Source organism: Pseudomonas cyclaminis, assembly GCF_015163715.1.
Lineage (GTDB): Bacteria > Pseudomonadota > Gammaproteobacteria > Pseudomonadales > Pseudomonadaceae > Aquipseudomonas > Aquipseudomonas cyclaminis.
In genome coordinates, this window is record NZ_JADDUM010000052.1 from 1 (window position 1) to 20641 (window position 20641).

The window sequence follows — 20641 nt, forward strand, 5'->3', positions numbered from 1 at the left end:
CCCTCCCACATTGATTTTGTGGTTGGCTGTAAAGCTTAGGCTCAGCGCAGGATTTTCGGCGCTTCATCCCTTGGTAGGTTGTTGCGCAATACCGGCTGGCCAGGCGCTTGACTGCCGCCGCCCAATTGCTCTGCCAACTGCCGCGCTACATCCTCACCCAATGCCTTCGACACTTCCTTCACCACCCGCGGCCGGTTCAGGCTGACGCGCACGTCGCGGTTGTTCACCAGTTTGGTGTCCTGGCCTTCGCCCATGGCGGTAAATGCCGAGGTGATTTCAAAGGTGCGCGTGTTGATCAGGCTGAAATCCGCCACCAGCGTCAGGCCCAGCACCGCCGAGTAGCTGTTGGTGTGGTCCAGGGCGTTGAGGTCCTGGGTGAAGTCGATGTCTGACAGCGTGCCGAACAGCACGTAGTCCGCGCCCTTGAAGTGGCCGGCCTTGATGCGCTTGATCACGTCATAGACGTCGCCCTTGGCATCGGCGGTGTAAGGCGTGCCCTGGACCAGCTGGAACTGGCGGGACTTGAGGATCTCACCCTTGATATCGCCACTGAATTTACGCAGCTCGGTCTGCTCGATGTAGCTGTTGCGGCTTTCGTACTCGCTGTAGCTCGTCGCGCCGCTGGCCTGGTAGCTGCTGGCTTGAAAATTGTTACTGGCCGAGACCTGGTGGATGTATTCCTCAACCCGCGCCTCGTAGGCCAGGTCGGTCACCGCGATCTTCGGCGCGGCCGACGCGCCAAAGGCGCACAGCAGGCTGATCAAACCGATCCATGCACGCATTGCTTAGCGCTCCGTTGTCTTGCGGATTTCTTTTTCGTCCATCCATTCGGCCAGGCCGCTCTCGACGTCGATCAGTTGCAGGCTGAACTTGTAGAACACGTCTTTGTAGTCCGCGCTGCGCTTGACGATGGAACTGATGGAGCCTTCCAGGCGGTACTTGGCCGCGACCATGTTGCCGGTCTTGCTCACGGTGGACTTCTTGTACAAGCCGCTCTGGTTCTGCAATTTCAGCTGGTCGACCTGGCTTTGCATGTCGGTGTTGTCGCTGGCGAAGCGTGCGGTGCCGGTCTTCATCAACTGGGTCTTGATTGACGTGGTGATCTCGCGGGTGTCGATGTACTCGCTGGTCTTGTTCTTCACGTCATACACCTGCACCACCGGGCGGCCTTGCAGGATGCCGGACTGGGCCAGGGAGCGGGTCATGCTTTCGGCGATCATCTGCAGGTCGGTGGAGCCGAACTCGTTGGTGACCGTTTCCACGGCCTTGGTGTCGCCGTAGTTGATGTTCTTGCTGCCCAGCACGGGCGAAGTGTTGGAACAACCGCTGGCCAGGACGGCCACCACGGCGAGCATCGAAACGCGTGCAAACATGGAGAAATCTCTCAAGAAGGGTGGACGGCTCAAGGGGTTTTGACTTCGAGGCGCAAGTCCGCTGCCTGGGGCAGATTGGCGATGGCCGGCAGGAAGGTGGCCTGATTGGCGTACAGATTCAGCACTTTCCAGGTGTCTTCATCGCCCACCGGGAAACCGTCGGCACCCAGCCAGGCGAAGCGGTAATACAGGGTCTGGTTACTGCTGGTGATATTGCTCAACTGCACCTTGGCGGTGAGAAAGCCGTTCTCGCGGGCCACGCGAATGGCACCGACGGCGATGCCCTTGAACTTGCCCATCACCACGATTTTGCTCGCGGCGCTGCCGGGTTCCGGCGGCGGCGGGGTGGCGCAGCCGGCAAGCAGGACCAGCGCCAGGGCGCCGAGGACGAAATGACGCATAGCGTGCTCCTTAAGGTTGTTTGAGGGTGGCGATGGCCTGGGGCGGCGTGCTCGGTACCACACGCGCCGCGAGACCGCCGGCAAACACCTGGTTGCCGACCACGCGCAGGGTGATGACCTGGTAGCGCTGGTCGGCCTTGACCGTCACTCGTGTGCCGCCCAGGGCATTGGGCAGGCTGACCTGATGCTCGCCGTGCTTGAGGCGCAGGCGGGTGACTTGGGTCATGTCCGGCAGGGTGCGCCAGGTGCGGGTGTCGGCGCCTTCGGTCACGGCCGAGGCGATGCCCAGCACCAGGCCCGCCATGGGGTTGGTCTTGTTCAGGTTGTTTTGTGCCACGCCACGGGTGACCGCACGCACGGTGGTGCGCAGGATGATGCCGGGCATGTCATCGCGCAGGGCTCGGCGCGACATGGCTGTGGTGCTATTGAGGGCAGTCAGGTTCTGTTGCTGGCCGTCGACGCCAATCTGGGCGAAGGTGGCGGTGGAGCTGTCGGCCTTGATCACCGGGAAAGACAGCGGGGTGATCACCAGGTTGCCGTTGATCGGGATTGGCAGCGGCAGGCGGATCGAATCGCGGGCTGGCGCCAGGCCGCTCTGAACCACGATCAGCACGTCGGTTTCATCGGCGCCGAGCTTGGACTTGTCGAGATCCAGCAGGGCCATTTCCAGCAACGGGGTGTCAGGGCGCAACTCCGCGGCCTTGCGATAACCCGGTGCGGCCAGGTCTTTTTCACCCAGGGCTTCGTAGACGAAACCGGCCAGGTAATGGCTGAAGGCACTCTGGTAGCTGTTTTTCAGGCCAACCACTTCCGGTGCGTCGAGGGCTTCCACCGGGTAACCGCTCAGGTCTTTCATCTGGGTGGTCACACCTTGGCGCTCGGCATCATCCTCGCGCTTGAGGTATTCCTTGTCGCGCAGGTCGGCGATCACGGCTTCGCGTTCGTGGGTTTTCTTGATCTCGGTGCGCGCACGTCGAAGTCATTCAGGGCCAGCAGGTTCAGGGCCATCTGGGTGGTCAGCATGACTTTTTCGTAGTCATAGCCTTCGTAGCGACGCACTTTGTCGTTGGCCAGGAAGCTGCCGAACTGGGAAAGGTACCGTGCGCTGTCGAACTTGACCGATTCCTCCCACTTGTAGACTTGCAGGTCGGCGCTGCGCCAGGCGGTCTGGCTGCCGGTCAGGTCACCCTTGGCTCGCAGTAACTCGCCTTTCTCGAAGTAATACAGCAGGTCCTTGTCGTCGCCAGTGTTGTTCTTTTCCAGCAGGGTCAAGGCGCCGTCGACATTGCCAATGGCCAGTTGCTGGTTGGTGGCTTGCAGCTCGGAGTCGTAGCTACGGAACATCGAACAGCCGGAGAGCAAGGTGACCGCCACGAGCGCGAGCGGAGGTAAGGCGCGAAGTGCCATGCAACTTCTTCCCTGAAAGTAGTCAACCGGTGTGGTAATTCCTCATAAAAACGAGGAATGAAATTCCCTTTCGCACTAACAGGGGCGGCATTATAGGCGCCGTTACTGGCAAAACAATGGCTTTTTGCCGTGATTCAATCCACGAAAATGCCACTACTTCGCTTTAAAGTCCTCGTCCTTAACCACGCCAGATCACTTACGGCTTGAGTCAAACCCCTGAAGCCCTAACAATGTGTTACTTCGTATTTCCCTTTGAGATTCATTCATGACTGCCCCCTTCCGTTTTCTCGCCTGGCTGTTGTTGCCGGCGTTGATGTCGTGCAGCTTCAACCTGTTGGCCGCGACTGCCGAAGGCGCGCCACAAGCCTTGCATTTACTGGACTACATTGGCGCTGACTACCCGCCGACGGTGGAGGCGGGCAAGGTGGTGGATGATTCGGAATACCGCGAGCAGGTGGAGTTTCTCGGGGTGTTGCAGGGGCTGGTGGCGGACTTGCCGCAAAGGCCTGAGCGCGCCGGGTTGGTCAAGGGCGTTGATGAATTACTGTCAGCCGTCAAAGCGCACGAGGACGGTGCGACTGTCGCTCGTCAGGCCCGTCAGCTGGGCGCCAAGCTGGCTGTGGCGTATGAAGTCAGCCAGGCCCCGGCTATCACGCCGGACCCGACACGCGGCGCACCGCTCTATGCCCAGCATTGCTCGGTATGCCACGGCACGGCCGCGCCGGCGATGGCCCGGCGGGCGTGGGCCTCACGCCGCCGCCCGCTAACCTGCGCGATACCGCGCGCCTGGATCGCCTGAGCCTCTACGCGATCTACAACACCCTGGGCCTGGGCGTCGAAGGCACCGATATGCCGTCCTTCGCCGACCAGTTGGACGACCGTCAGCGCTGGGACCTGGCCACGTACATCGCCGGCTTCACCGCTGACCCGGCGACGGCAAAAACTGAGCAGCCGTTCAACCTCGCCGATCTGGCTCGCCAAACCCCCAACGAAGTGTTGGCCGCCGACGGCCCGGCCGCTGCCGCCACTTTCCGCGCCCAGCGGGCGCAGCCGCCGCAGGTCAAGCGTGGCCCGGCGCAGTTGCTCGACTACACCGCGACGACGTTGGACAAGAGCCTCGCCGCGTTCCGTAATGGCGACCACGAACAAGCTTACGATCTGTCCGTAGCGGCCTATCTGGAAGGCTTCGAGCTGGTGGAAAGCTCACTGGATAACGTCGACGCCAACGTGCGCAAGGACACTGAGAAGGCCCTGATGGCCTATCGGCAGTCGTTGCAGGACGGCTTGCCGCTTGAGCAGGTGCAGCAGCGCCTGGACGTAGCCAAAGGCAAACTCACCGAATCCGCCGGGTTGTTGGGCAGCGATGGCTTGAGCTGGTCGTTGAGCTACATCTCGGGTCTGCTGATTCTGCTGCGCGAAGGCCTGGAAGCGATTCTGGTGCTGGCGGCGATCCTCGCCTTTCTGCGTAACACCGGCCAGCAATCGGCGGTGCGCAGCGTTAACGTAGGCTGGGGCCTGGCGTTGCTCGCGGGCTTGGCCACCTGGGCCTTGGCGGCGTACGTGATTGACGTGAGCGGCGCCCAGCGCGAATTGCTTGAAGGCTGCACGGCCCTGTTCGCCAGTGTGATGGTGCTGTGGCTGGGGGTGTGGATGCACGACCGCCGCCATGCAGCGGCGTGGCAGGACTACATCAAGAGCAGCCTGGTGGGCGGCGGTGGGCGTTTCGGTTTCGCCGTGCTGGCGTTTTTCTCGGTATACCGCGAGTTGTTCGAAGTGATCCTGTTCTACGAAACCCTGTGGCTGCAAGCCGGGCCGGCCGGGCACAACGCCGTGCTGGCGGGCGGTGCCACGGCGCTGGTGCTGCTGGTGGGCCTGGCCTGGGTGATCCTGCGTGGTTCGGCAAGGTTGCCGCTGGCGCTGTTCTTCGGCATCAACGCAGCGCTGTTGTGCGCACTGTCGGTGGTGTTCGCCGGGCATGGCGTCAAGGCGTTGCAGGAAGCCGGCATCTTCGGCACGCGGCCGGTGGTGTTCTTTGACTTCGACTGGCTGGGCATCCACGCCGACGCGTATTCGTTGAGCGCGCAGGCGGTGGCGATCCTGGCGATTGTGGTGCTGTATGGCCGCAGCCGTTTGGCCGAAAAACGCCGCGTGGCGGCTTGATCATGCGGGTATGGATCGACGCCGACGCCTGCCCTCGGGCGGCCAAGGACCAGGTGGTCAAGTTCGCCCTCAAGCGCCAGTTCGAGGTGGTGCTGGTGGCCGGGCAGAGTCAGATCAAGCCGAGCTTTGCCTGTGTGAAGCTGATCGTCGTGCCCAGCGGCCCGGATGCGGCGGATGATTACCTGGTGGAGCACGCCGTGCCCGGCGAACTGGTGATCTGCAGCGATGTGCCCCTGGCCGATCGCCTGGTCAAGAAGGGTGTCACGGCGCTTGACCCACGGGGCAAGGAGTTCAGCCCCGCGAACATGAGTGAGCGCCTGGCGGTGCGTAACCTGTTCACCGATCTGCGCGAGCAAGGCCAGATGGGCGGCGGGCCACCGCCCCACAGTGAGAAGGACAAGCAGGCGTTCGCCAACTCACTCGACCGCATCCTTACCAAGTTGATGCGCCCCGCCTGACTCCTGTGGTGAGCGAGCTTGCCTCGCGCGGGGCAACCCCGCTCACCACAATTGAGTGCTGTGCGCGCTGGTCAGTCGTTTTCGTGGGTCAACTCCAGCACCCGATCCACCAGTTTGTTGATGCCCGAGGCCACTTCACTGATGTTCTTGCCGAGCATGTAAGCCGGAGTGCTCACCAGCTTGCGCGCCTTGTCTTCGACGATGTCTTCAACCGCGCACTCCTGGTGGGTGGCGCCCATCTTGTCCAGTGCGGCGGCAGTGTCGGCACAGTTGCCAATGGTGCAGGTCACACCGGGGCCGTAGATCTTGGCAGCCAGGGCCGGTGAAATACAGATCAGCCCCACCGGCTTGCCGGCCTCGGCAAACGCTTCGGCCAATGCCAGCACCTGTGGATTGACGCTGCACTCGGCGCCTTTCACTGCAAAATCCGACAGGTTCTTGGCCGCGCCAAACCCGCCGGGCACGATCAGCGCATCGAAGTCTTCGGCATTGGCCTCTTTGATGTCTTTCACCTCGCCTCGGGCAATGCGCGCCGATTCCACCAGCACATTGCGCGACTCGGGCATCTCTTCACCGGTGAGGTGGTTGATCACGTGCAACTGTGGGATGTCGGGGGCAAAGCATTGGACCTGAGCGCCGCGCTGGTCCAGGCGCAGCAGGGTGATCACGCTTTCGTGGATCTCTGCGCCGTCATACACGCCGCAGCCGGAAAGGATCACTGCAATCTTTTTGCTCATGGGCATTTCTCCTGGGGTCTTGGCGTTAAATGTCTACTAATTTGTAACCTGTTGCCAATGGGATCTCACGCCTCTGCACCTAATCTTGATGTAACAAAAATAGACCGGACTTGCCCATGGACTTCGTGCCTTACGCGGTACCGTTTTTCATTGCCTTGATCGTAGTGGAGCTGCTCGCCGACCGTTGGCGCGGCCAGCGCAACTACCGGGTGGCGGACGCCATCAACAGCCTCAGCACCGGCGTGCTGTCCACCACTACCGGGCTGTTGACCAAGGGCGTGGGGCTGCTGACCTACGCGTTCGCCCTCAAGCACCTGGCCGTGATCGAGCTGCCGGCCCAGAGCGTCTGGACCTGGGTCTTCGCCTTCGTGCTCTACGACTTCTGCTACTACTGGCTGCATCGCATGGGGCACGAGCGCAATATCCTGTGGGCCGCGCACTCGGTGCACCACCAGAGCGAGGACTACAACCTCAGCACCGCCCTGCGCCAGACCAGCACGGGCTTCCTGTTGAGCTGGATCTTCTACCTGCCCCTGGCCGTGCTCGGCGTGCCGCTGGTGGTGTTCATCAGCGTGGCGTCCCTCAACCTGCTCTATCAATTCTGGGTGCATACCCGTCATGTGCCCAAGCTTGGCTGGTTCGAGTGGTTCTTCGTCACGCCGTCCAATCATCGGGCCCACCATGCACAGAACGCTCTCTACATGGATCGCAACTATGGCGGGGTGTTCATTTTTTGGGACCGACTGTTCGGCACCTTCCAGGAAGAAGACGACAACGAACCGGTGGTTTTCGGCGTGACCACACCCCTGGCCAGTTGGAACCCGCTGTGGGCCAACCTGCAGTTTTATGCGCAGCTGTGGAGCGATGCGCGGCGTACCGAGAGCAAGTGGGACAAGTTGCGCATCTGGTTCATGCGCACCGGCTGGCGCCCGGCGGACGTGCAGGCCAAATACCCCCAGGCCAAGCCCGACTTGAGCCAGTTCCGCAAATTCGACGTGCCGCTGGATGCGCGCCAACAGGTGTACATCGCCCTGCAGTTTGCGGCGTATGTGGGGTTTGGCAGCTATTTGATGAATTTCGGCGAGGGTTTGCCCACGGCAGCGTTGGTCCTGGGCTGGAGTGGGATGGCGCTGGGGTTATTTACTTTTGGCGTGGCCCTGGAGAATCGCCCGTGGGCCTTGAAGGCCGAGCTGGCGCGCCTGGCGCTGAATGTGCCGCTGGTGTGGCTGGCGCCGCAGGTGGGGCTGTGGCCGGCCAGCCGCTTGGGCTGGCTGGGGCTGCTGAGTTACAGCCTGCTCAGCGTGATCGGCCTCTACTGTTGCAGAAGCCGGCTTACTCGACTGGTGTCTTAGGCGCTTCGATCGAGACCGGCTCGGCTGCGAGCCGGGCCTTGGCGTCTGCACAGGCCTGGCGGGCAATGCGGGCGTTCTTGAAGCGGCGGCGCAGCCACAGGGCAAAGCCCAGTAACAGCAGCGCGCCGAGCACCCACAATTCGTACTTTTTGACGCTGCCGAGCATGCCTTCCAGCACCGCGCCGAAGTGGTAAGCCGCCGCACCCAAGGCCGCGGCCCAGATGGCAGCACCGATCCCGTTGAGGATCAGGTAGCGCAGCGGCGGGTAGCCTGACAGGCCAATCGCAACCGGCATCACCGTGCGCAATCCGTAGACGAAGCGAAAGCTCAGCACCCAGATATCCGGGTGTTTGCGGATATGTTCCAGCGCCTTGTCGCCCATCAATTGCCAGCGCGGTTTGCGTGCCAGCAGCTTGCGGCCGTGCTTGCGCCCCATGTAATACCAGAGCTGGTCGCCGGCGTAGCTGCCAAAGAAGGCAACGACCACCACCAGGTTGATATCCATGTAGCCACGGAACGCCAGGAAGCCTGCGAGCACCAGAATGGTCTCGCCTTCAAAGAAGGTCCCGAGGAAGAGGGCAAAGTAGCCGAAGTCATGCAGAAATTGTTGAAGCATGGTCTGGGTGCTGGCGAAATGAACGCGCAGCCTACGCCTTCGTGAACATTCATGAAAGTATCGAGATGTGTCACGAAGTGAACAATTCCTACATAAACGACGAATGCGACTACAGGTCGCATCGATAAGCACAACTGTCATACCTTCGTCATAATGGCCGCTTATAACTGCAACGCTCGCCCGTAAACCCGGGCTCAGGAGTCTGTCGTGAGCTTTACCCCTGCCAATCGCCTGTTCCCCGCTACTCGTCTGCGTCGCAATCGCCGTGATGATTTTTCTCGCCGTCTGGTTCGTGAAAACGTCCTGACGACGAATGATCTGATCCTGCCGGTGTTTGTGCTCGACGGCGAAAATCGTCGGGAAGCGGTGGCGTCGATGCCGGGGGTGGAGCGCCTGACTATTGACCTGTTGCTTGAAGAGGCGGCGGGTTGGGTCGAATTGGGGATTCCGGCGTTGGCGCTGTTTCCGGTCACGCCGGCTGAACTCAAGTCCCTCGACGCTGGCGAAGCCTGGAACCCGGACGGGATTGCCCAGCGCGCTACCCGCGCCCTGCGCGAGCGTTTCCCGGAGCTGGGCGTGATCACCGACGTGGCGTTGGACCCGTTCACCACCCACGGCCAGGATGGCATTCTGGACGAAGAGGGGTATGTCCAGAACGACATTACCGTCGATGCGCTGGTCAAGCAGGCCTTGTCCCACGCTGCGGCAGGCGCCCAGGTGGTTGCACCGTCGGACATGATGGACGGTCGCATCCAGGCGATTCGCGAAGCCCTGGAGCTGGCCGGGCACGTCAATGTGCGGATCATGGCGTACTCGGCCAAGTACGCCAGCGCTTACTACGGCCCGTTCCGCGATGCGGTGGGCTCGGCGCTGAACCTGGGCAAGGCCAACAAGGCCTCGTACCAGATGGACCCGGCCAACAGCCATGAAGCCTTGCACGAAGTGGCGGCCGATCTGGCCGAAGGCGCCGACATGGTGATGGTCAAGCCGGGGATGCCGTACCTGGACATCCTTTGGCGGGTCAAAGATGAATTCAAGGTGCCGACCTTTGTCTATCAGGTCAGCGGCGAATACGCGATGCACATGGCTGCAATACAGAACGGATGGTTGAGTGAAGGGGTGATTCTGGAATCCCTGACGGCCTTTAAACGTGCGGGGGCTGATGGCATTCTGACCTATTTTGCCGCCCGCGCCGCCCAATTGCTTAGAGAGCAACAATAGCCCTCACAGGAACATTCGATGAATACCGAAGGACTCTCCGAAGTTGCAGTAAAAGACGCTCACCCGGTGATTGAACAAGTCACCGAGACACCTCCCGAGGTGGAACCGGCCCCGCCTGCTGTGGTGGCCGAAGTGCCGGCGCCGGCGCCAGTGCCCTTGGTGACCAACCTGGATGACAGCAGCCTGTATATCCACCGCGAGCTGTCGCAACTGCAATTCAACATCCGCGTGCTGGAACAGGCGCTGGATGAGTCTTACCCGTTGCTGGAGCGCCTGAAATTCCTGCTGATTTTCTCCAGCAACCTGGACGAGTTCTTCGAGATCCGCGTCGCCGGCCTCAAAAAGCAGATCACTTTCGCCCGTGAGCAAGCCGGTGCCGACGGACTGCAACCGCACCAGGCACTGGCGCGCATCAGCGAGCTGGTGCACGGCCATGTGGACCGCCAATACGCGATCCTCAACGATATCCTGCTGCCGGAGCTGGAAAAACATCAGGTCCGCTTCATCCGTCGCCGTCACTGGACCACCAAAATCAAGACCTGGGTGCGCCGCTATTTCCGCGACGAGATCGCGCCGATCATCACTCCGATCGGCCTCGATCCGACGCACCCGTTCCCGTTGCTGGTGAACAAAAGCCTCAACTTTATCGTCGAGCTGGAAGGTATCGACGCCTTCGGTCGCGATTCCGGCCTGGCGATCATCCCGGCCCCGCGCCTGTTGCCACGGATCATCAAGGTACCGGAAGAGGTGGGGGGCGCTGGCGACAACTATGTATTCCTCTCGTCGATGATCCACGCCCACGCCGATGACCTGTTCCAAGGCATGAAGGTCAAGGGCTGCTACCAGTTCCGCCTGACCCGTAACGCCGACCTGGCGCTGGACTCCGAAGACGTCGAAGACTTGGCCCGTGCCCTGCGCGGTGAGCTGTTCTCGCGGCGCTACGGCGATGCGGTGCGCCTGGAAGTGGCCGACACCTGCCCCAAACACCTGTCGGACTACCTGCTCAAGCAGTTCAACCTGGGCGAAAGCGAGCTGTACCAGGTCAACGGTCCGGTGAACCTGACGCGCCTGTTCAGCATCACTGGCCTGGACAGCCATCCGGAGCTGCAATACACCCCGTTCACTCCGCAGATTCCGAAACTGCTGCAAAACAGCGAGAACATCTTCAGCGTCGTGAGCAAGCAGGACATCCTGCTGCTGCACCCGTTCGAGTCCTTCACCCCGGTGGTCGACCTGCTGCGCCAGGCCGCCAAGGACCCACACGTCCTGGCCGTACGCCAGACCCTGTATCGCTCGGGTGCCAACTCGGAAATCGTCGATGCGCTGGTGGACGCCGCACGCAACGGCAAGGAAGTCACGGCGGTGATCGAATTGCGTGCGCGGTTCGACGAAGAATCCAACCTGCAACTGGCCAGCCGCCTGCAAGCGGCCGGCGCGGTGGTGATCTACGGCGTGGTCGGCTTCAAGACCCACGCCAAGATGATGCTGATCCTGCGCCGCGAAGCCGGTGAGATCGTGCGTTACGCCCACTTGGGCACCGGTAACTACCACGCCGGCAACGCCAAGCTCTACACCGACTACAGCCTGCTGACCTCCGACGACGCCTTGTGTGAAGACGTCGGCAAGTTGTTCAGCCAGTTGATCGGCATGGGCAAGACCTTGCGCATGAAGAAGCTGCTGCACGCGCCGTTCACCCTCAAGAAGGGCATGCTCGACATGATTGCCCGCGAGACCCAGTTCGCCCTCGATGGCAAACCGGCGCACATCATTGCCAAGTTCAACTCGCTGACCGATCCGAAGATCATCCGCGCGCTGTACAAGGCCAGCCAGTCCGGCGTGCGCATCGACCTGGTGGTGCGTGGCATGTGCTGCCTGCGTCCGGGCATTGTCGGGGTGTCACACAACATCCATGTGCGCTCGATCATCGGCCGCTTCCTGGAGCACACGCGGGTCTTCTACTTCCTCAACGGCGGCGAAGAGCAGATGTTCCTCTCCAGTGCCGACTGGATGGAACGCAACCTCGACAAGCGTGTGGAGACCTGCTTCCCGGTCGAAGGCAAGAAACTGATCATGCGGGTGAAGAAGGAGCTGGAAAGCTACCTCACCGACAATACCCACAGCTGGAGCCTGCAGTCGGACGGCCGTTACGTGCGCAACACGCCGACCGGCAACCAGAACCCGCGCAGCGCGCAGGCGACATTGTTGGAGAAGTTGGGTAGCCCGATTCTGACGGTGAACTGAAAATCGACTCTAATGTGTCAGCGGGGCTGGTGTGGTGAGCGGGCTTGTCCCACGCCGGGCTGGGAAGAGGCCCTGAAAAAAAACGCCGTATTCTGTCAGGCAGGATGCGGCGTTTTTATTGGGGTGGCTTCGCCACCCAGCGCGGGACAAGCCCGCTCACTACAAAAAGCCCGTCTGTCGATTTAGAACCACTCAGCGCACGTTCAGCGTGAACCCCACCCGCGTCAACCACTCAGCTTCCTGGGCAAAGTCCGCCTGGGTCAGCTGGTTTTCATCCAGCCAGCCTTTGGGGAACATCACTTCCAGGCTGTCGCCATCGGCGCGCAGTTTGACCTGAGGCATTTCCTGGGTGCCACGGATGTGGTGGAACAGGATCGCAAAGCGCAGCAGTGCACACAGGCGGATCAGCTTGATGCCTTCATCACCAAACTCGGCGAATTTATCCTTGGGGATGTTTCGGCGATGGCCGCGTACCAGCAGTGCGAGCATCTGCTGGTCTTCCCGGGAAAAACCGGCCAGGTCGGAGTGCTCGATCAGGTAGGCGCCGTGCTTGTGATAATGGTAGTGGGCGATGTCCAGGCCCACTTCATGCACCTTGGCGGCCCAGCCCAGCAGCTCACGCCATACGCCGTCTTCCAGGTCCCAATCCTCGGCCACCTGGTCGAAGGCATGCAGGGCTTTGCGCTCTACACGTGCCGCTTGTTCCAGGTCAACGTGATAGCGCTCCATCAGCGAGCTGAGGGTGCGCTCACGCACGTCTTCGTGGTGATGGCGGCCCAGCAGGTCGTAGAGCACGCCTTCACGCAGGGCACCGTCGCAATGGTCCATGCGTTGCAGTTCGAGGGCGTCGAAGATGGCTTCGAGAATCGCCAGGCCGGCCGGGAAAATGGTGCGGCGGTCGGGCTTGATGCCGTCGAAGTCGATTTTCTCCGCATCCCCCAGCTTGAACAGCTTGCGCTTGAGCCAGGCCAGGCCTTCGGCGTTGACCTCGCCCGTGCCATGGCCGCCGGCCTTGAGGGCCAGGCCGATAGCGCGGATGGTGCCGGACGAGCCGATGGCTTCATCCCAGGTCAGGCGGTGCAGGGCGTGCTCGATGCTCATGATCTCCAGCCGCGCCGCAGTGTAGGCCTGAGCGTAGCGCGCCGGGGTGATCTTGCCGTCCTTGAAATAACGCTGGGTATAGCTGACGCAACCCATCTGCAGGCTTTCGCGCAGCAGCGGTTCGAAACGCTGGCCGATGATGAACTCGGTACTGCCGCCGCCGATGTCCGCCACCAGGCGCTTGCCGGGGGTATCGGCCAGGGTGTGGGACACGCCGAGGTAGATCAGGCGCGCTTCTTCACGGCCGGAGATGACTTCTACCGGGTGCCCGAGGATTTCCTCGGCGCGGCGGATGAATTCGCCACGGTTGCGGGCTTCGCGCAGCGCGTTGGTGCCGACGATTCGCACGGCGCCGAGGGGCATGCCGTTGATCAGTTGGGCAAAACGCTTGAGGCAATCGAGCCCGCGTTGCATGGATTCTTCATTGAGCTGGCGCGCGTCGTCGATCCCGGCAGCCAGTTGCACTTTTTCGCCGAGCCGCTCAAGGATGCGGATTTCGCCGTTCTGGGCCTTGGCCACGACCATGTGAAAGCTGTTGGAGCCCAGGTCGATGGCGGCGATCAGGGACAGATTCTTGGCTTGGGATTGCGGCATGGTTTGGGGGTCTCGGTCGATAACCTGACCATCGTGCCACGATCGACCGCTGACGCCAACGCGTTGTGCTTCGGGAATGTCTCTGGCGGCGTCTGTAGGTGTTGTTTGTAGGAAATGTAGGCTGTCGTCCTGGGCTGCTGCTCGCAATTGCGCGAGCCTCTGTAGGGGATTTTAACTCAGGGCCCTTTTAAGACTAACTTTGATTTTGCCTACAGCCTGTGGGTCGGTGTTCTATTCATTATTTTGCTTATGCCTACTGATGGGGTAGGCGCGGACGACAATTTATTTTTATTGCTCCCACAATAATCAAGGTGTTGTCTTATTCTTTTAGTAAGTGCCAAAGCGACAGACTGTCACTCGGCAATTTTGCCGTGGTGTTATTTATTTATGGTTTGTATTCAAGACAAAAATAAATACGCCTGAAAACTTTCAGTGACAGGTTGAATATGAAGAAAATTGTTGGATTGACTCTCGGTATTGCTTATCTGGCCGTGGCCTTTAACGCTCAGGCATCCACCAGTGCCGAATTGATCGTCAGGGGCACGATCAAACCTGCCGCCTGCAACCTCAGCATGACCGGTGGCGGCATTATCAACTATGGCGACATTCCGTCTGGGCAACTGTCTCCTACGGCGTTCACTCCGCTGGCGGAAAGGACCACGCCCCTGACCGTCAGTTGCGGAACCACTGCCGCCCGTTTCGGGCTGAAATTTGTTGACCTGCAGTCCGGCAGCAAGGTGCCGGGCATTCTCAATGCGCTTGGAGCAGGCTACACCGAGGCACACAACTATGGCTTGGGCACTGTGTCCGGTCGTAAAACCGGTGGATTCGCGATCACTCTCAAGAACCTTCAGTCGCCGACCACAACCCTGTATCCCATCATGCGTGTCGGGTCAGGTGCCTGGCAGAGCGGTGACGGTAAAGTCGCCCAATTGCCTAGTCAGCATTCCTGGCGCAGCAGCACGGCCATCACTCCGGCTCCCATTACTCAACTGACCGGCACTATCGCGGTTAGGCCGGTGATTAACAAAACTACGGAATTGGACTTGGGGCGTGAGATTACCCTTGATGGGCGCGCAACCCTTGAATTGAGCTACATCGAACTCTAAGAAATAAAATACAGCTGATTAGAAATTAACTATTTCTTATCGGCTGTTTTTTTTCTGGCTACAAAGTAGTCGGCTTCAAGTTTGTGGGGAAACTGAGTGAATGGCCTTTCAGTAATAAATTGTGTTTTTGTATTTTGTGCAAGTGCGGGGTTGTGTTTTATCCCCTTTGCGGCGGCGGATGGGATGTTGCCAGAAACAACTGTGGTCTTGCTCTATGAAGAACAAGGGGAGGCCACAATGAATGTCAAAAATACCGATGCGGCGCCTGCGCTGCTTCATTCCGTCGTGCAGAACATGCCCGAGGATGTGGAGCCGCTATTGATTGTGACCCCACCCATTACGCGAGTAGAGGCGGGTGAAACCCAATTGGTCCGTTTCATCAGCACCTTGAAGGAACCCTTGAAGACCCAGCGGCTGAAGCGCGTGACTTTCGAGGGTATCCCCCAGGCGCGTGCGGCTGGCGCTGCAACCATTGGAATCACCCTTCGCCAGAGTTTGCCGGTGATCCTGCACCCACGTGGCCTGCCTGAGCATCACTCTCCATGGGAACTGCTGGAGTGGCGACGTGTGGGAGAGCGTCTCATGGTTCACAACGACAGTGCATACGTAGTACGCCTGGCGCCGCAGATACAGATACTTCCGCAAGGAACCCCGGCGACTTTGCCGCGTGCATACGTTTTGCCAGGTGAAACGCTGGCATTGACGGTTGAAGGGCTATTGGAGGGTATGACTGGCGTTGAAATGCAGCCAGCTACGGTCTACGGCTTTTCGGCGGGCAGCTATCGGGCCTCGATCAATACCGATAGGGGCTGATCGACCCATGACAAACCTGTCGCGTAAATCATTAATGACCTCGTTGTGGCCTCGTCGACCCACGCTGCTCATGGGCGTTGCAACATTATGGAGCTTGCCTGGTGCTGTTCCTGCGTTGGAGTTGGGAGAGGGCTTCGACCTTGCGGCATTGACCACCCACGGCATCGACCCGAAAGTCTCCGATTACTTCCGCACAGCCGCGCGTTTTCGCGAAGGTGTTCATGTGGTGGGGTTGCGGGTCAACGGGAACCCGCTCGGGTTGGTGGATGCGAGATTCGACTCGCAAGGACAATTGTGTTTTACCCCTGGGCTGCTGGAAAAAGCCGGGTTGGTGAAACCCGTCGGCATCGTCGGCGAAGCTGTCACCAGCGACCATGCCTGCCATGACTTCCTCGGCGCTTTCCCGACGACGATGGTGCGACTGCGCCCCGGCAGCGACGAGGTCGCGCTGGTGGTGCCGACCGGTTCCCTGCGTGAGCCGCAATGGGAGGCCGGGGAGTTCGCTCGAGGCGGTACGGCGGCATTGTTCAACTATGACGTGCAGGGTTTCGACAGCCATTCGCGCAGTGGGCCCAGCCGGTTCGTTTCGGCCCATACCGAGGCGGGCTTCAACGTGGGTGACTGGATTGTTCGCAGTCGTCAATTCTATGTGTCTGACGATGGTGTGGCCCGTACCGAACACCTGTATGCCTATGCCCAGCGAGACCTCGCTGCGTTGCAGTCGACTTTCCAGGTAGGCCAGCTCGCCAGTAACAACCCGCTGTTCAGCGGCATTCAACTGTCCGGCGTGCAGTTTTCCCCCGATGGCCAGTCGCGGGCGCCGGCGGGCAGCAACAATGCGGTGGTAGAAGGGCTGGCCCAAAGCCAGTCACGCATTGAAGTACGCCAGGCAGGCGTGCTGATTCACAGCACGCTGGTGCCTGAAGGTCCTTTCAGGCTGACTGGCCTGCCATTGCTCAATGGCACCAGCGACCTGGACGTCAGCGTCATTGATGTACGGGGCAGCAAGAGAAGCTTTGTGGTGCCGGCAGCCTCTTTTGCGGGGGCGGCTCCTGCGGCGCCGGGTTATTACTTCGCCCTTGGCAAGGTGCGTGAAAATACCCAGGGGGATGCCCCCTCGCCGGTCGTTGCCATGGGCAGCGGCACTTGGGGTTTGGGGCGCGATGCCTCGGCGGGGTTCGGCTTGCTGAGTACCGATGAGTACTGGTCGGCAGGCGGCACCCTCAGCAGCGTGTTTTTCCAGCGGGTTTCCGTGGGTGCACGTCACAACGTGTCCCGGGACAGCCGCAATGCGACATCCGGATCCCGCAGCAGTGTGTCGGTGAGCAGCCCGGTGTACGGCAATCTCGACCTCAATCTCAGCGCAACCACCCAGACCCGTGGTTATCGCGAGGTGCTGGAGGCGGGTCGCCCGAGTAACGCCGAAGAACTGGGTTCGCGTTTCAGTCGTCAGTACACGGCGGGCCTGAGCTGGGTCGATAACACGTTGGGGGCATTCTCCCTGGGCTACACCCGCAGCGCGCAGGTTGACGGGCACCTTACAGACCATGTGTTTGCTTCATGGAACAAGTCGTTTCGCCACGCAGATGTCGCGTTGGTCGCCGACTCGCAAGTAGGCGGTACCCAGGTACGACGTGATGCTGCGAGTGGAGGTCGGCGGCGCGATACCGCCCAGGACGATGACCTGTCCGTGCGTTTGCAGGTCAGCGTGCCCTTGGGCGGTGACCGTCGCCTGAACAGCTATACCAGTCATCGTGGAAAGCAGGCCCGTGCAGGTGTCGCGCTCAGTGAGCGGGTCAATGAGTATGTGAATTACGACGTGGGTGTCGAACGTGACCTCAGTGCCAGGGAGCAATCGGTTCGGGGGCAGGTGGACCTGATGCCGCGATACACCCGCGTGGGCCTGGGGGTCAGTCGTGACCCGCTGGGTACAAGCTATACCGGGCAGTTGCAAGGCGGCATGGTGGCTCACGAAGGTGGGTTGACGTTCTCGCCGTATGCCGTACAGGACACGTTTGGCATCGCATCGGTGGGCAATCTCAGCGCTGCGAAAATCGACACCCCGCACGGACCGGTATGGACCGACTTCAGCGGGCAAGCCGTGATACCCGGCTTGCCGGCCTACACCAACAGTCGCATCGAAGTGCAAACCCAATCCTTGCCCAAGCGTGTAGACCTGAAGAACGGCACCCAGGTGCTCGCCGCGGGGCGCGGGTCAGTCAACAGCGTGGCGTTTGATGTGGTGACAGTGCGTCGCATGTTGCTCTCCGCCGTTGATCAACAGGGTCGGCCGCTGCCTCAGGGCGCTTCGGTGTTCGACAACGACAATCGCTTCCTGACCAGCGTGGTGGGCGAGGGCATGATTTTCCTGAACGACGCGAATAACGAGCAAAGCCTGCGGGTTTCATTGCCGGACTCTTCTAACTGCCTGCTGAACCTGGCCACCGAGACCCCGCGTGAAACTGACACGTTCTACGAGACAGCATCGGCGGTGTGCCATGGCCGCTAATCGTAAAGGTATGGGCTTTGCACTGATGTGCACATTGTTGATGGTCCAGGGTGTCCGGGCTGAAAATTGCCGGGTGTCCGTCAGTCAGCCCCGTATCGACTATGGCGTTATTCGCAAGGAGACACTGGCCCCAAGCGCATCGTTCGCGCTGGGAACGCGCACGGTGCACCTGAGCGTACTCTGTGCAGAGCCTTCGGCAATGGCGTTGCGGTTTGTCGGGGCGGCTGATGGGCAAGGTTTTCGCTTTGGTCGTGAGGGGCGCTTTCGTCTGACCCTCAAGCATGCCCAGGTGGATGGACACCCCGTGGTGTGGGGGGCGGCACACCTGCCCGGCGAGGCTGCCAGCGGGCAGTTATTGCCCGGCCAGGTCCTGGTGGCGCCGGTGGCCGGAAACCGACTGACCGCCCAGGTCGATATCGACACCGAGCTGCCCTCCGACGCGTTGCAGGTGCGCAGCCAGACGTTGCTGGAAGGGCAGGGTCATTTCGAACTGGTCAGCCCGCCTGCTCCACTGAACCGATGAAGTTGGCGAGTTCTGGGGTCTGCGGGTTGGCGAACAGTACCTTGGGGTCGCCGACTTCATGCACCTTGCCCTGGTGCATGAACACCAGCTTGTCGCCAACCTCGCGGGCGAAGCGCATCTCGTGGGTCACCATGATCAAGGTCATGCCGTCCTTGGCCAACTGGCGGACGACGCTGAGTACCTCATTGACCAGTTCCGGGTCCAGGGCCGAGGTGATTTCGTCGCACAGCAGCACTTTGGGTGACATGGCCAGGGCGCGGGCAATGGCGACGCGCTGTTGCTGGCCGCCGGACAGGCGATCAGGAAAGGCGTCGAACTTCTCGCCCAGTCCTACGCGCTCAAGCATTTGTCTTGCCAGCTGCGCGGCCTTGGCCTTGGGCACCTTCTGCACCACCTGTGGCGCGAGCATCACGTTTTCACCCACCGTGAGATGTGGGAACAGGTTGAACTGCTGGAACACCATGCCGACTTTCTGCCGCAGGCTGCGCAGGTCGGCGCGGGCGGCGTCGAGGTATTCGCCGTCGACTTCGATCACGCCGTCGTTGATCGATTCCAGGCCGTTGAGGGTGCGCAGCAAGGTGGACTTGCCCGAGCCGCTGCGGCCGATGATCGCCACCACCTGGCCTTCTTCAACGGTCAGGTCGATGCCTTTGAGTACGTGGTGATCGCCGTAATACTTATGCAGGGCGGAAATTCTAAGCAGAGGCATGCAGTCTCCTTTCCAGGTAGCGCGCACTGAGGGACAAGGGGTAGCAGAGCAGGAAGTAACCGAGGGCCACCAGGCCGTAGACCATGAAGGGCTCGAAGGTAGCGTTGGCGAGCATGCCGCCGGTCTTGGTCAATTCGGTGAAGCCGATGATCGAAGTGACTGCGGTGCCTTTGACCACTTGCACCGAGAACCCCACCGTTGGCGCGACGGCAATCCGCAGCGCCTGGGGCAGGATCACATAGCGCAGTTGCTCCAGCGGATTAAGTGCCAGGCTGGCCGAGGCTTCCCACTGCCCGTGGGCGATGGAGTCGACGCAGCCGCGCCAGATCTCGGCGAGGTAGGCGCTGGTAAATAAAGTGAGGGCAATCGCCGCCGCCAGCCAGGGCGAAATATCAATCCCCAGCAAGGCGATGCCGAAGAACACCAGGAACAGCTGCATCAGCAGCGGCGTGCCCTGGAACAGTTCGATATAGGTGCGCGCAACATTGCGTGGGAACGCCTTTTTGCTGATGCGCATGGTCATCACCAGCAAGCCGATCAGGCCGCCGCCGATAAACGCCACCAGCGACAGCAATAGCGTCCACTGCAAGCCTGTCAGCAGATTGCGCACGATGTCCCAGAAGGAAAAATCACTCATCGACTGTTCCTCATGACAAAGCGGCGCCCGATCCAGTTGAGCAACTGGCGGATCATCAGCGCCATGCACAGGTACACCAGGGTGGTCAGGGCATAGGTTTCAAATGCGCGGAAATTGCGCGATTGGATAAAGTTGGCGGCGAAGCTCAGCTCTTCGGTGGCGATCTGCGAACACACCGCCGAACCGAGCATCACGATGATGATCTGGCTGCTCAGGGCAGGCCACACCTTGCCCAGCGCCGGCAGCAGCACCACGTGGCGAAACGCCTCGAAACGCGTCATCGCCAGTGCGGCGGCCGCTTCCAATTGCCCACGGGGAATGGCCTGGATGCCGGCGCGGATAATCTCCGTGGAGTAGGCCCCCAGGTTGATCACCATCGCCAGTACGGCCGCTTGCCATTCGGTAATCTTCAGCCCCAGGGACGGCAGGCCGAAGAAGATGAAGAACAGTTGCACCAGGAACGGCGTGTTGCGGATCAACTCGACATAGACGCCGAAGCACCAGGCAAACGGCTGGATCTTCCATGCCCGCACCACCGCGCCAACGGTGCCCAGGGCCACGCCGAGGATCGCGCCGATGGCCGTCAGCTCAAGGGTGAACAGCGCGCCGCGCAGCAGCAGGTCGGTATTGGCCAGCACGGGTACAAAGTCAAATTGATACGCCATGAGTCAGCTCCGTCG

Annotated in this window: 17 protein-coding genes and 2 pseudogenes; 9 read left to right on the forward strand and 10 right to left on the reverse strand. The window is 60.9% G+C overall.

Annotated features, from left to right (window positions below):
* Positions 1-41: 41 nt before the first annotated feature.
* The 4 genes and pseudogenes from IQK56_RS08715 to IQK56_RS08730 form a co-directional block, all read right to left on the reverse strand.
* Positions 42-782, reverse strand: coding sequence for a penicillin-binding protein activator LpoB (locus IQK56_RS08715; RefSeq protein ID WP_193863416.1), 741 nt, complete (start codon positions 780-782; stop codon positions 42-44).
* A 3-nt stretch (positions 783-785) separates the two neighbouring features.
* The gene (lpoB, locus tag IQK56_RS08720; RefSeq protein ID WP_122305085.1) at positions 786-1373 is read right to left on the reverse strand and encodes a penicillin-binding protein activator LpoB; all 588 of its coding nucleotides are present in this window, start codon (positions 1371-1373) and stop codon (positions 786-788) included.
* A 29-nt stretch (positions 1374-1402) separates the two neighbouring features.
* Positions 1403-1774, reverse strand: a complete 372-nt coding sequence (locus tag IQK56_RS08725; RefSeq protein WP_193863418.1) for a YcfL family putative periplasmic lipoprotein — start codon at positions 1772-1774, stop codon at positions 1403-1405.
* A gap of 10 nt (positions 1775-1784) precedes the next feature.
* Positions 1785-3181 (reverse strand): annotated as a pseudogene (locus IQK56_RS08730) (COG3014 family protein).
* Positions 3182-3446: 265 nt separating this feature from the next.
* On the opposite strand from IQK56_RS08730, the pseudogene IQK56_RS08735 reads away from it, so the two are divergent.
* Both IQK56_RS08735 and IQK56_RS08740 read left to right on the forward strand, forming a co-directional pair.
* Positions 3447-5341: pseudogene (locus IQK56_RS08735) on the forward strand (FTR1 family protein).
* A 2-nt stretch (positions 5342-5343) separates the two neighbouring features.
* Positions 5344-5799 (forward strand): YaiI/YqxD family protein, encoded by a 456-nt coding sequence (locus IQK56_RS08740; protein WP_122305081.1) that lies wholly within the window; start codon positions 5344-5346, stop codon positions 5797-5799.
* Between the two features lie 71 nt (positions 5800-5870).
* Here IQK56_RS08740 and elbB read toward each other — a convergent pair whose 3' ends face one another.
* A complete protein-coding gene (gene elbB, locus IQK56_RS08745) occupies positions 5871-6536 on the reverse strand; it encodes an isoprenoid biosynthesis glyoxalase ElbB (protein ID WP_122305364.1) in 666 nt (221 codons plus the stop codon).
* A 116-nt stretch (positions 6537-6652) separates the two neighbouring features.
* Here elbB and IQK56_RS08750 point away from each other — a divergent pair, with 116 nt between their 5' ends.
* On the forward strand, positions 6653-7888 hold the full coding sequence (locus IQK56_RS08750) for a sterol desaturase family protein (RefSeq protein ID WP_193863421.1): 1236 nt from the start codon (positions 6653-6655) through the stop codon (positions 7886-7888).
* Here IQK56_RS08750 and IQK56_RS08755 read toward each other — a convergent pair.
* Entirely contained in the window at positions 7869-8504 is a 636-nt protein-coding gene (locus IQK56_RS08755; RefSeq protein ID WP_122305362.1) for a DedA family protein, read from the reverse strand. The two genes, IQK56_RS08750 and IQK56_RS08755, sit on opposite strands and share 20 nt — an antisense overlap.
* A gap of 207 nt (positions 8505-8711) precedes the next feature.
* Here IQK56_RS08755 and hemB point away from each other — a divergent pair, with 207 nt between their 5' ends.
* Together hemB and ppk1 are read left to right on the forward strand one after the other, a co-directional pair.
* On the forward strand, positions 8712-9725 hold the full coding sequence (gene hemB, locus IQK56_RS08760; protein ID WP_122305361.1) for a porphobilinogen synthase: 1014 nt from the start codon (positions 8712-8714) through the stop codon (positions 9723-9725).
* Positions 9726-9743: 18 nt separating this feature from the next.
* The gene (ppk1, locus tag IQK56_RS08765; RefSeq protein WP_122305360.1) at positions 9744-11966 is read left to right on the forward strand and encodes a polyphosphate kinase 1; all 2223 of its coding nucleotides are present in this window, start codon (positions 9744-9746) and stop codon (positions 11964-11966) included.
* A 192-nt stretch (positions 11967-12158) separates the two neighbouring features.
* Here the strand turns inward: ppk1 and ppx are convergent, their stop codons facing one another.
* Positions 12159-13661, reverse strand: a complete 1503-nt coding sequence (ppx, locus tag IQK56_RS08770; RefSeq protein WP_191632616.1) for an exopolyphosphatase — start codon at positions 13659-13661, stop codon at positions 12159-12161.
* Between the two features lie 446 nt (positions 13662-14107).
* Between ppx and IQK56_RS08775 the strand changes: the two genes are divergently transcribed.
* The 4 genes from IQK56_RS08775 (at position 14108) to IQK56_RS08790 (ending at position 18615) form a co-directional block, all read left to right on the forward strand.
* Complete coding sequence (locus IQK56_RS08775) at positions 14108-14770, forward strand: DUF1120 domain-containing protein (RefSeq protein WP_150762429.1); 663 nt, start codon at positions 14108-14110, stop codon at positions 14768-14770.
* Between the two features lie 96 nt (positions 14771-14866).
* Entirely contained in the window at positions 14867-15583 is a 717-nt protein-coding gene (locus tag IQK56_RS08780; protein ID WP_191632614.1) for a fimbria/pilus chaperone family protein, read from the forward strand.
* 34 nt (positions 15584-15617) lie between these two features.
* The gene (locus IQK56_RS08785) at positions 15618-18092 is read left to right on the forward strand and encodes a fimbria/pilus outer membrane usher protein (protein ID WP_425274557.1); all 2475 of its coding nucleotides are present in this window, start codon (positions 15618-15620) and stop codon (positions 18090-18092) included.
* A complete protein-coding gene (locus tag IQK56_RS08790; protein WP_122305356.1) occupies positions 18082-18615 on the forward strand; it encodes a DUF1120 domain-containing protein in 534 nt (177 codons plus the stop codon). Before IQK56_RS08785 ends, IQK56_RS08790 begins: the two co-directional genes overlap by 11 nt.
* Here IQK56_RS08790 and IQK56_RS08795 read toward each other — a convergent pair.
* The 3 genes from IQK56_RS08795 to IQK56_RS08805 are packed head-to-tail and all read right to left on the reverse strand — an operon-like array spanning position 18587 to position 20626.
* On the reverse strand, positions 18587-19324 hold the full coding sequence (locus tag IQK56_RS08795; protein ID WP_122305355.1) for an amino acid ABC transporter ATP-binding protein: 738 nt from the start codon (positions 19322-19324) through the stop codon (positions 18587-18589). The two genes, IQK56_RS08790 and IQK56_RS08795, sit on opposite strands and share 29 nt — an antisense overlap.
* Complete coding sequence (locus IQK56_RS08800; RefSeq protein ID WP_122305354.1) at positions 19311-19961, reverse strand: amino acid ABC transporter permease; 651 nt, start codon at positions 19959-19961, stop codon at positions 19311-19313. Before IQK56_RS08800 ends, IQK56_RS08795 begins: the two co-directional genes overlap by 14 nt.
* Entirely contained in the window at positions 19958-20626 is a 669-nt protein-coding gene (locus IQK56_RS08805; RefSeq protein ID WP_010207407.1) for an amino acid ABC transporter permease, read from the reverse strand. Before IQK56_RS08805 ends, IQK56_RS08800 begins: the two co-directional genes overlap by 4 nt.
* Positions 20627-20641: the final 15 nt, after the last annotated feature.

Coding starts and splice junctions, on each gene's coding strand:
- IQK56_RS08785 (WP_425274557.1), top strand. CDS start 15,618: ATGACCTCGTTGTGGCCTCGTCGACCCACGCTGCTCATGGGCGTTGCA.
- elbB (WP_122305364.1), bottom strand. CDS start 6,536: ATGAGCAAAAAGATTGCAGTGATCCTTTCCGGCTGCGGCGTGTATGAC.
- ppx (WP_191632616.1), bottom strand. CDS start 13,661: ATGCCGCAATCCCAAGCCAAGAATCTGTCCCTGATCGCCGCCATCGAC.
- IQK56_RS08805 (WP_010207407.1), bottom strand. CDS start 20,626: ATGGCGTATCAATTTGACTTTGTACCCGTGCTGGCCAATACCGACCTG.
- IQK56_RS08790 (WP_122305356.1), top strand. CDS start 18,082: ATGGCCGCTAATCGTAAAGGTATGGGCTTTGCACTGATGTGCACATTG.
- ppk1 (WP_122305360.1), top strand. CDS start 9,744: ATGAATACCGAAGGACTCTCCGAAGTTGCAGTAAAAGACGCTCACCCG.
- lpoB (WP_122305085.1), bottom strand. CDS start 1,373: ATGTTTGCACGCGTTTCGATGCTCGCCGTGGTGGCCGTCCTGGCCAGC.
- IQK56_RS08740 (WP_122305081.1), top strand. CDS start 5,344: ATGCGGGTATGGATCGACGCCGACGCCTGCCCTCGGGCGGCCAAGGAC.
- IQK56_RS08800 (WP_122305354.1), bottom strand. CDS start 19,961: ATGAGTGATTTTTCCTTCTGGGACATCGTGCGCAATCTGCTGACAGGC.
- IQK56_RS08750 (WP_193863421.1), top strand. CDS start 6,653: ATGGACTTCGTGCCTTACGCGGTACCGTTTTTCATTGCCTTGATCGTA.
- IQK56_RS08775 (WP_150762429.1), top strand. CDS start 14,108: ATGAAGAAAATTGTTGGATTGACTCTCGGTATTGCTTATCTGGCCGTG.
- IQK56_RS08725 (WP_193863418.1), bottom strand. CDS start 1,774: ATGCGTCATTTCGTCCTCGGCGCCCTGGCGCTGGTCCTGCTTGCCGGC.
- IQK56_RS08715 (WP_193863416.1), bottom strand. CDS start 782: ATGCGTGCATGGATCGGTTTGATCAGCCTGCTGTGCGCCTTTGGCGCG.
- IQK56_RS08795 (WP_122305355.1), bottom strand. CDS start 19,324: ATGCCTCTGCTTAGAATTTCCGCCCTGCATAAGTATTACGGCGATCAC.
- IQK56_RS08755 (WP_122305362.1), bottom strand. CDS start 8,504: ATGCTTCAACAATTTCTGCATGACTTCGGCTACTTTGCCCTCTTCCTC.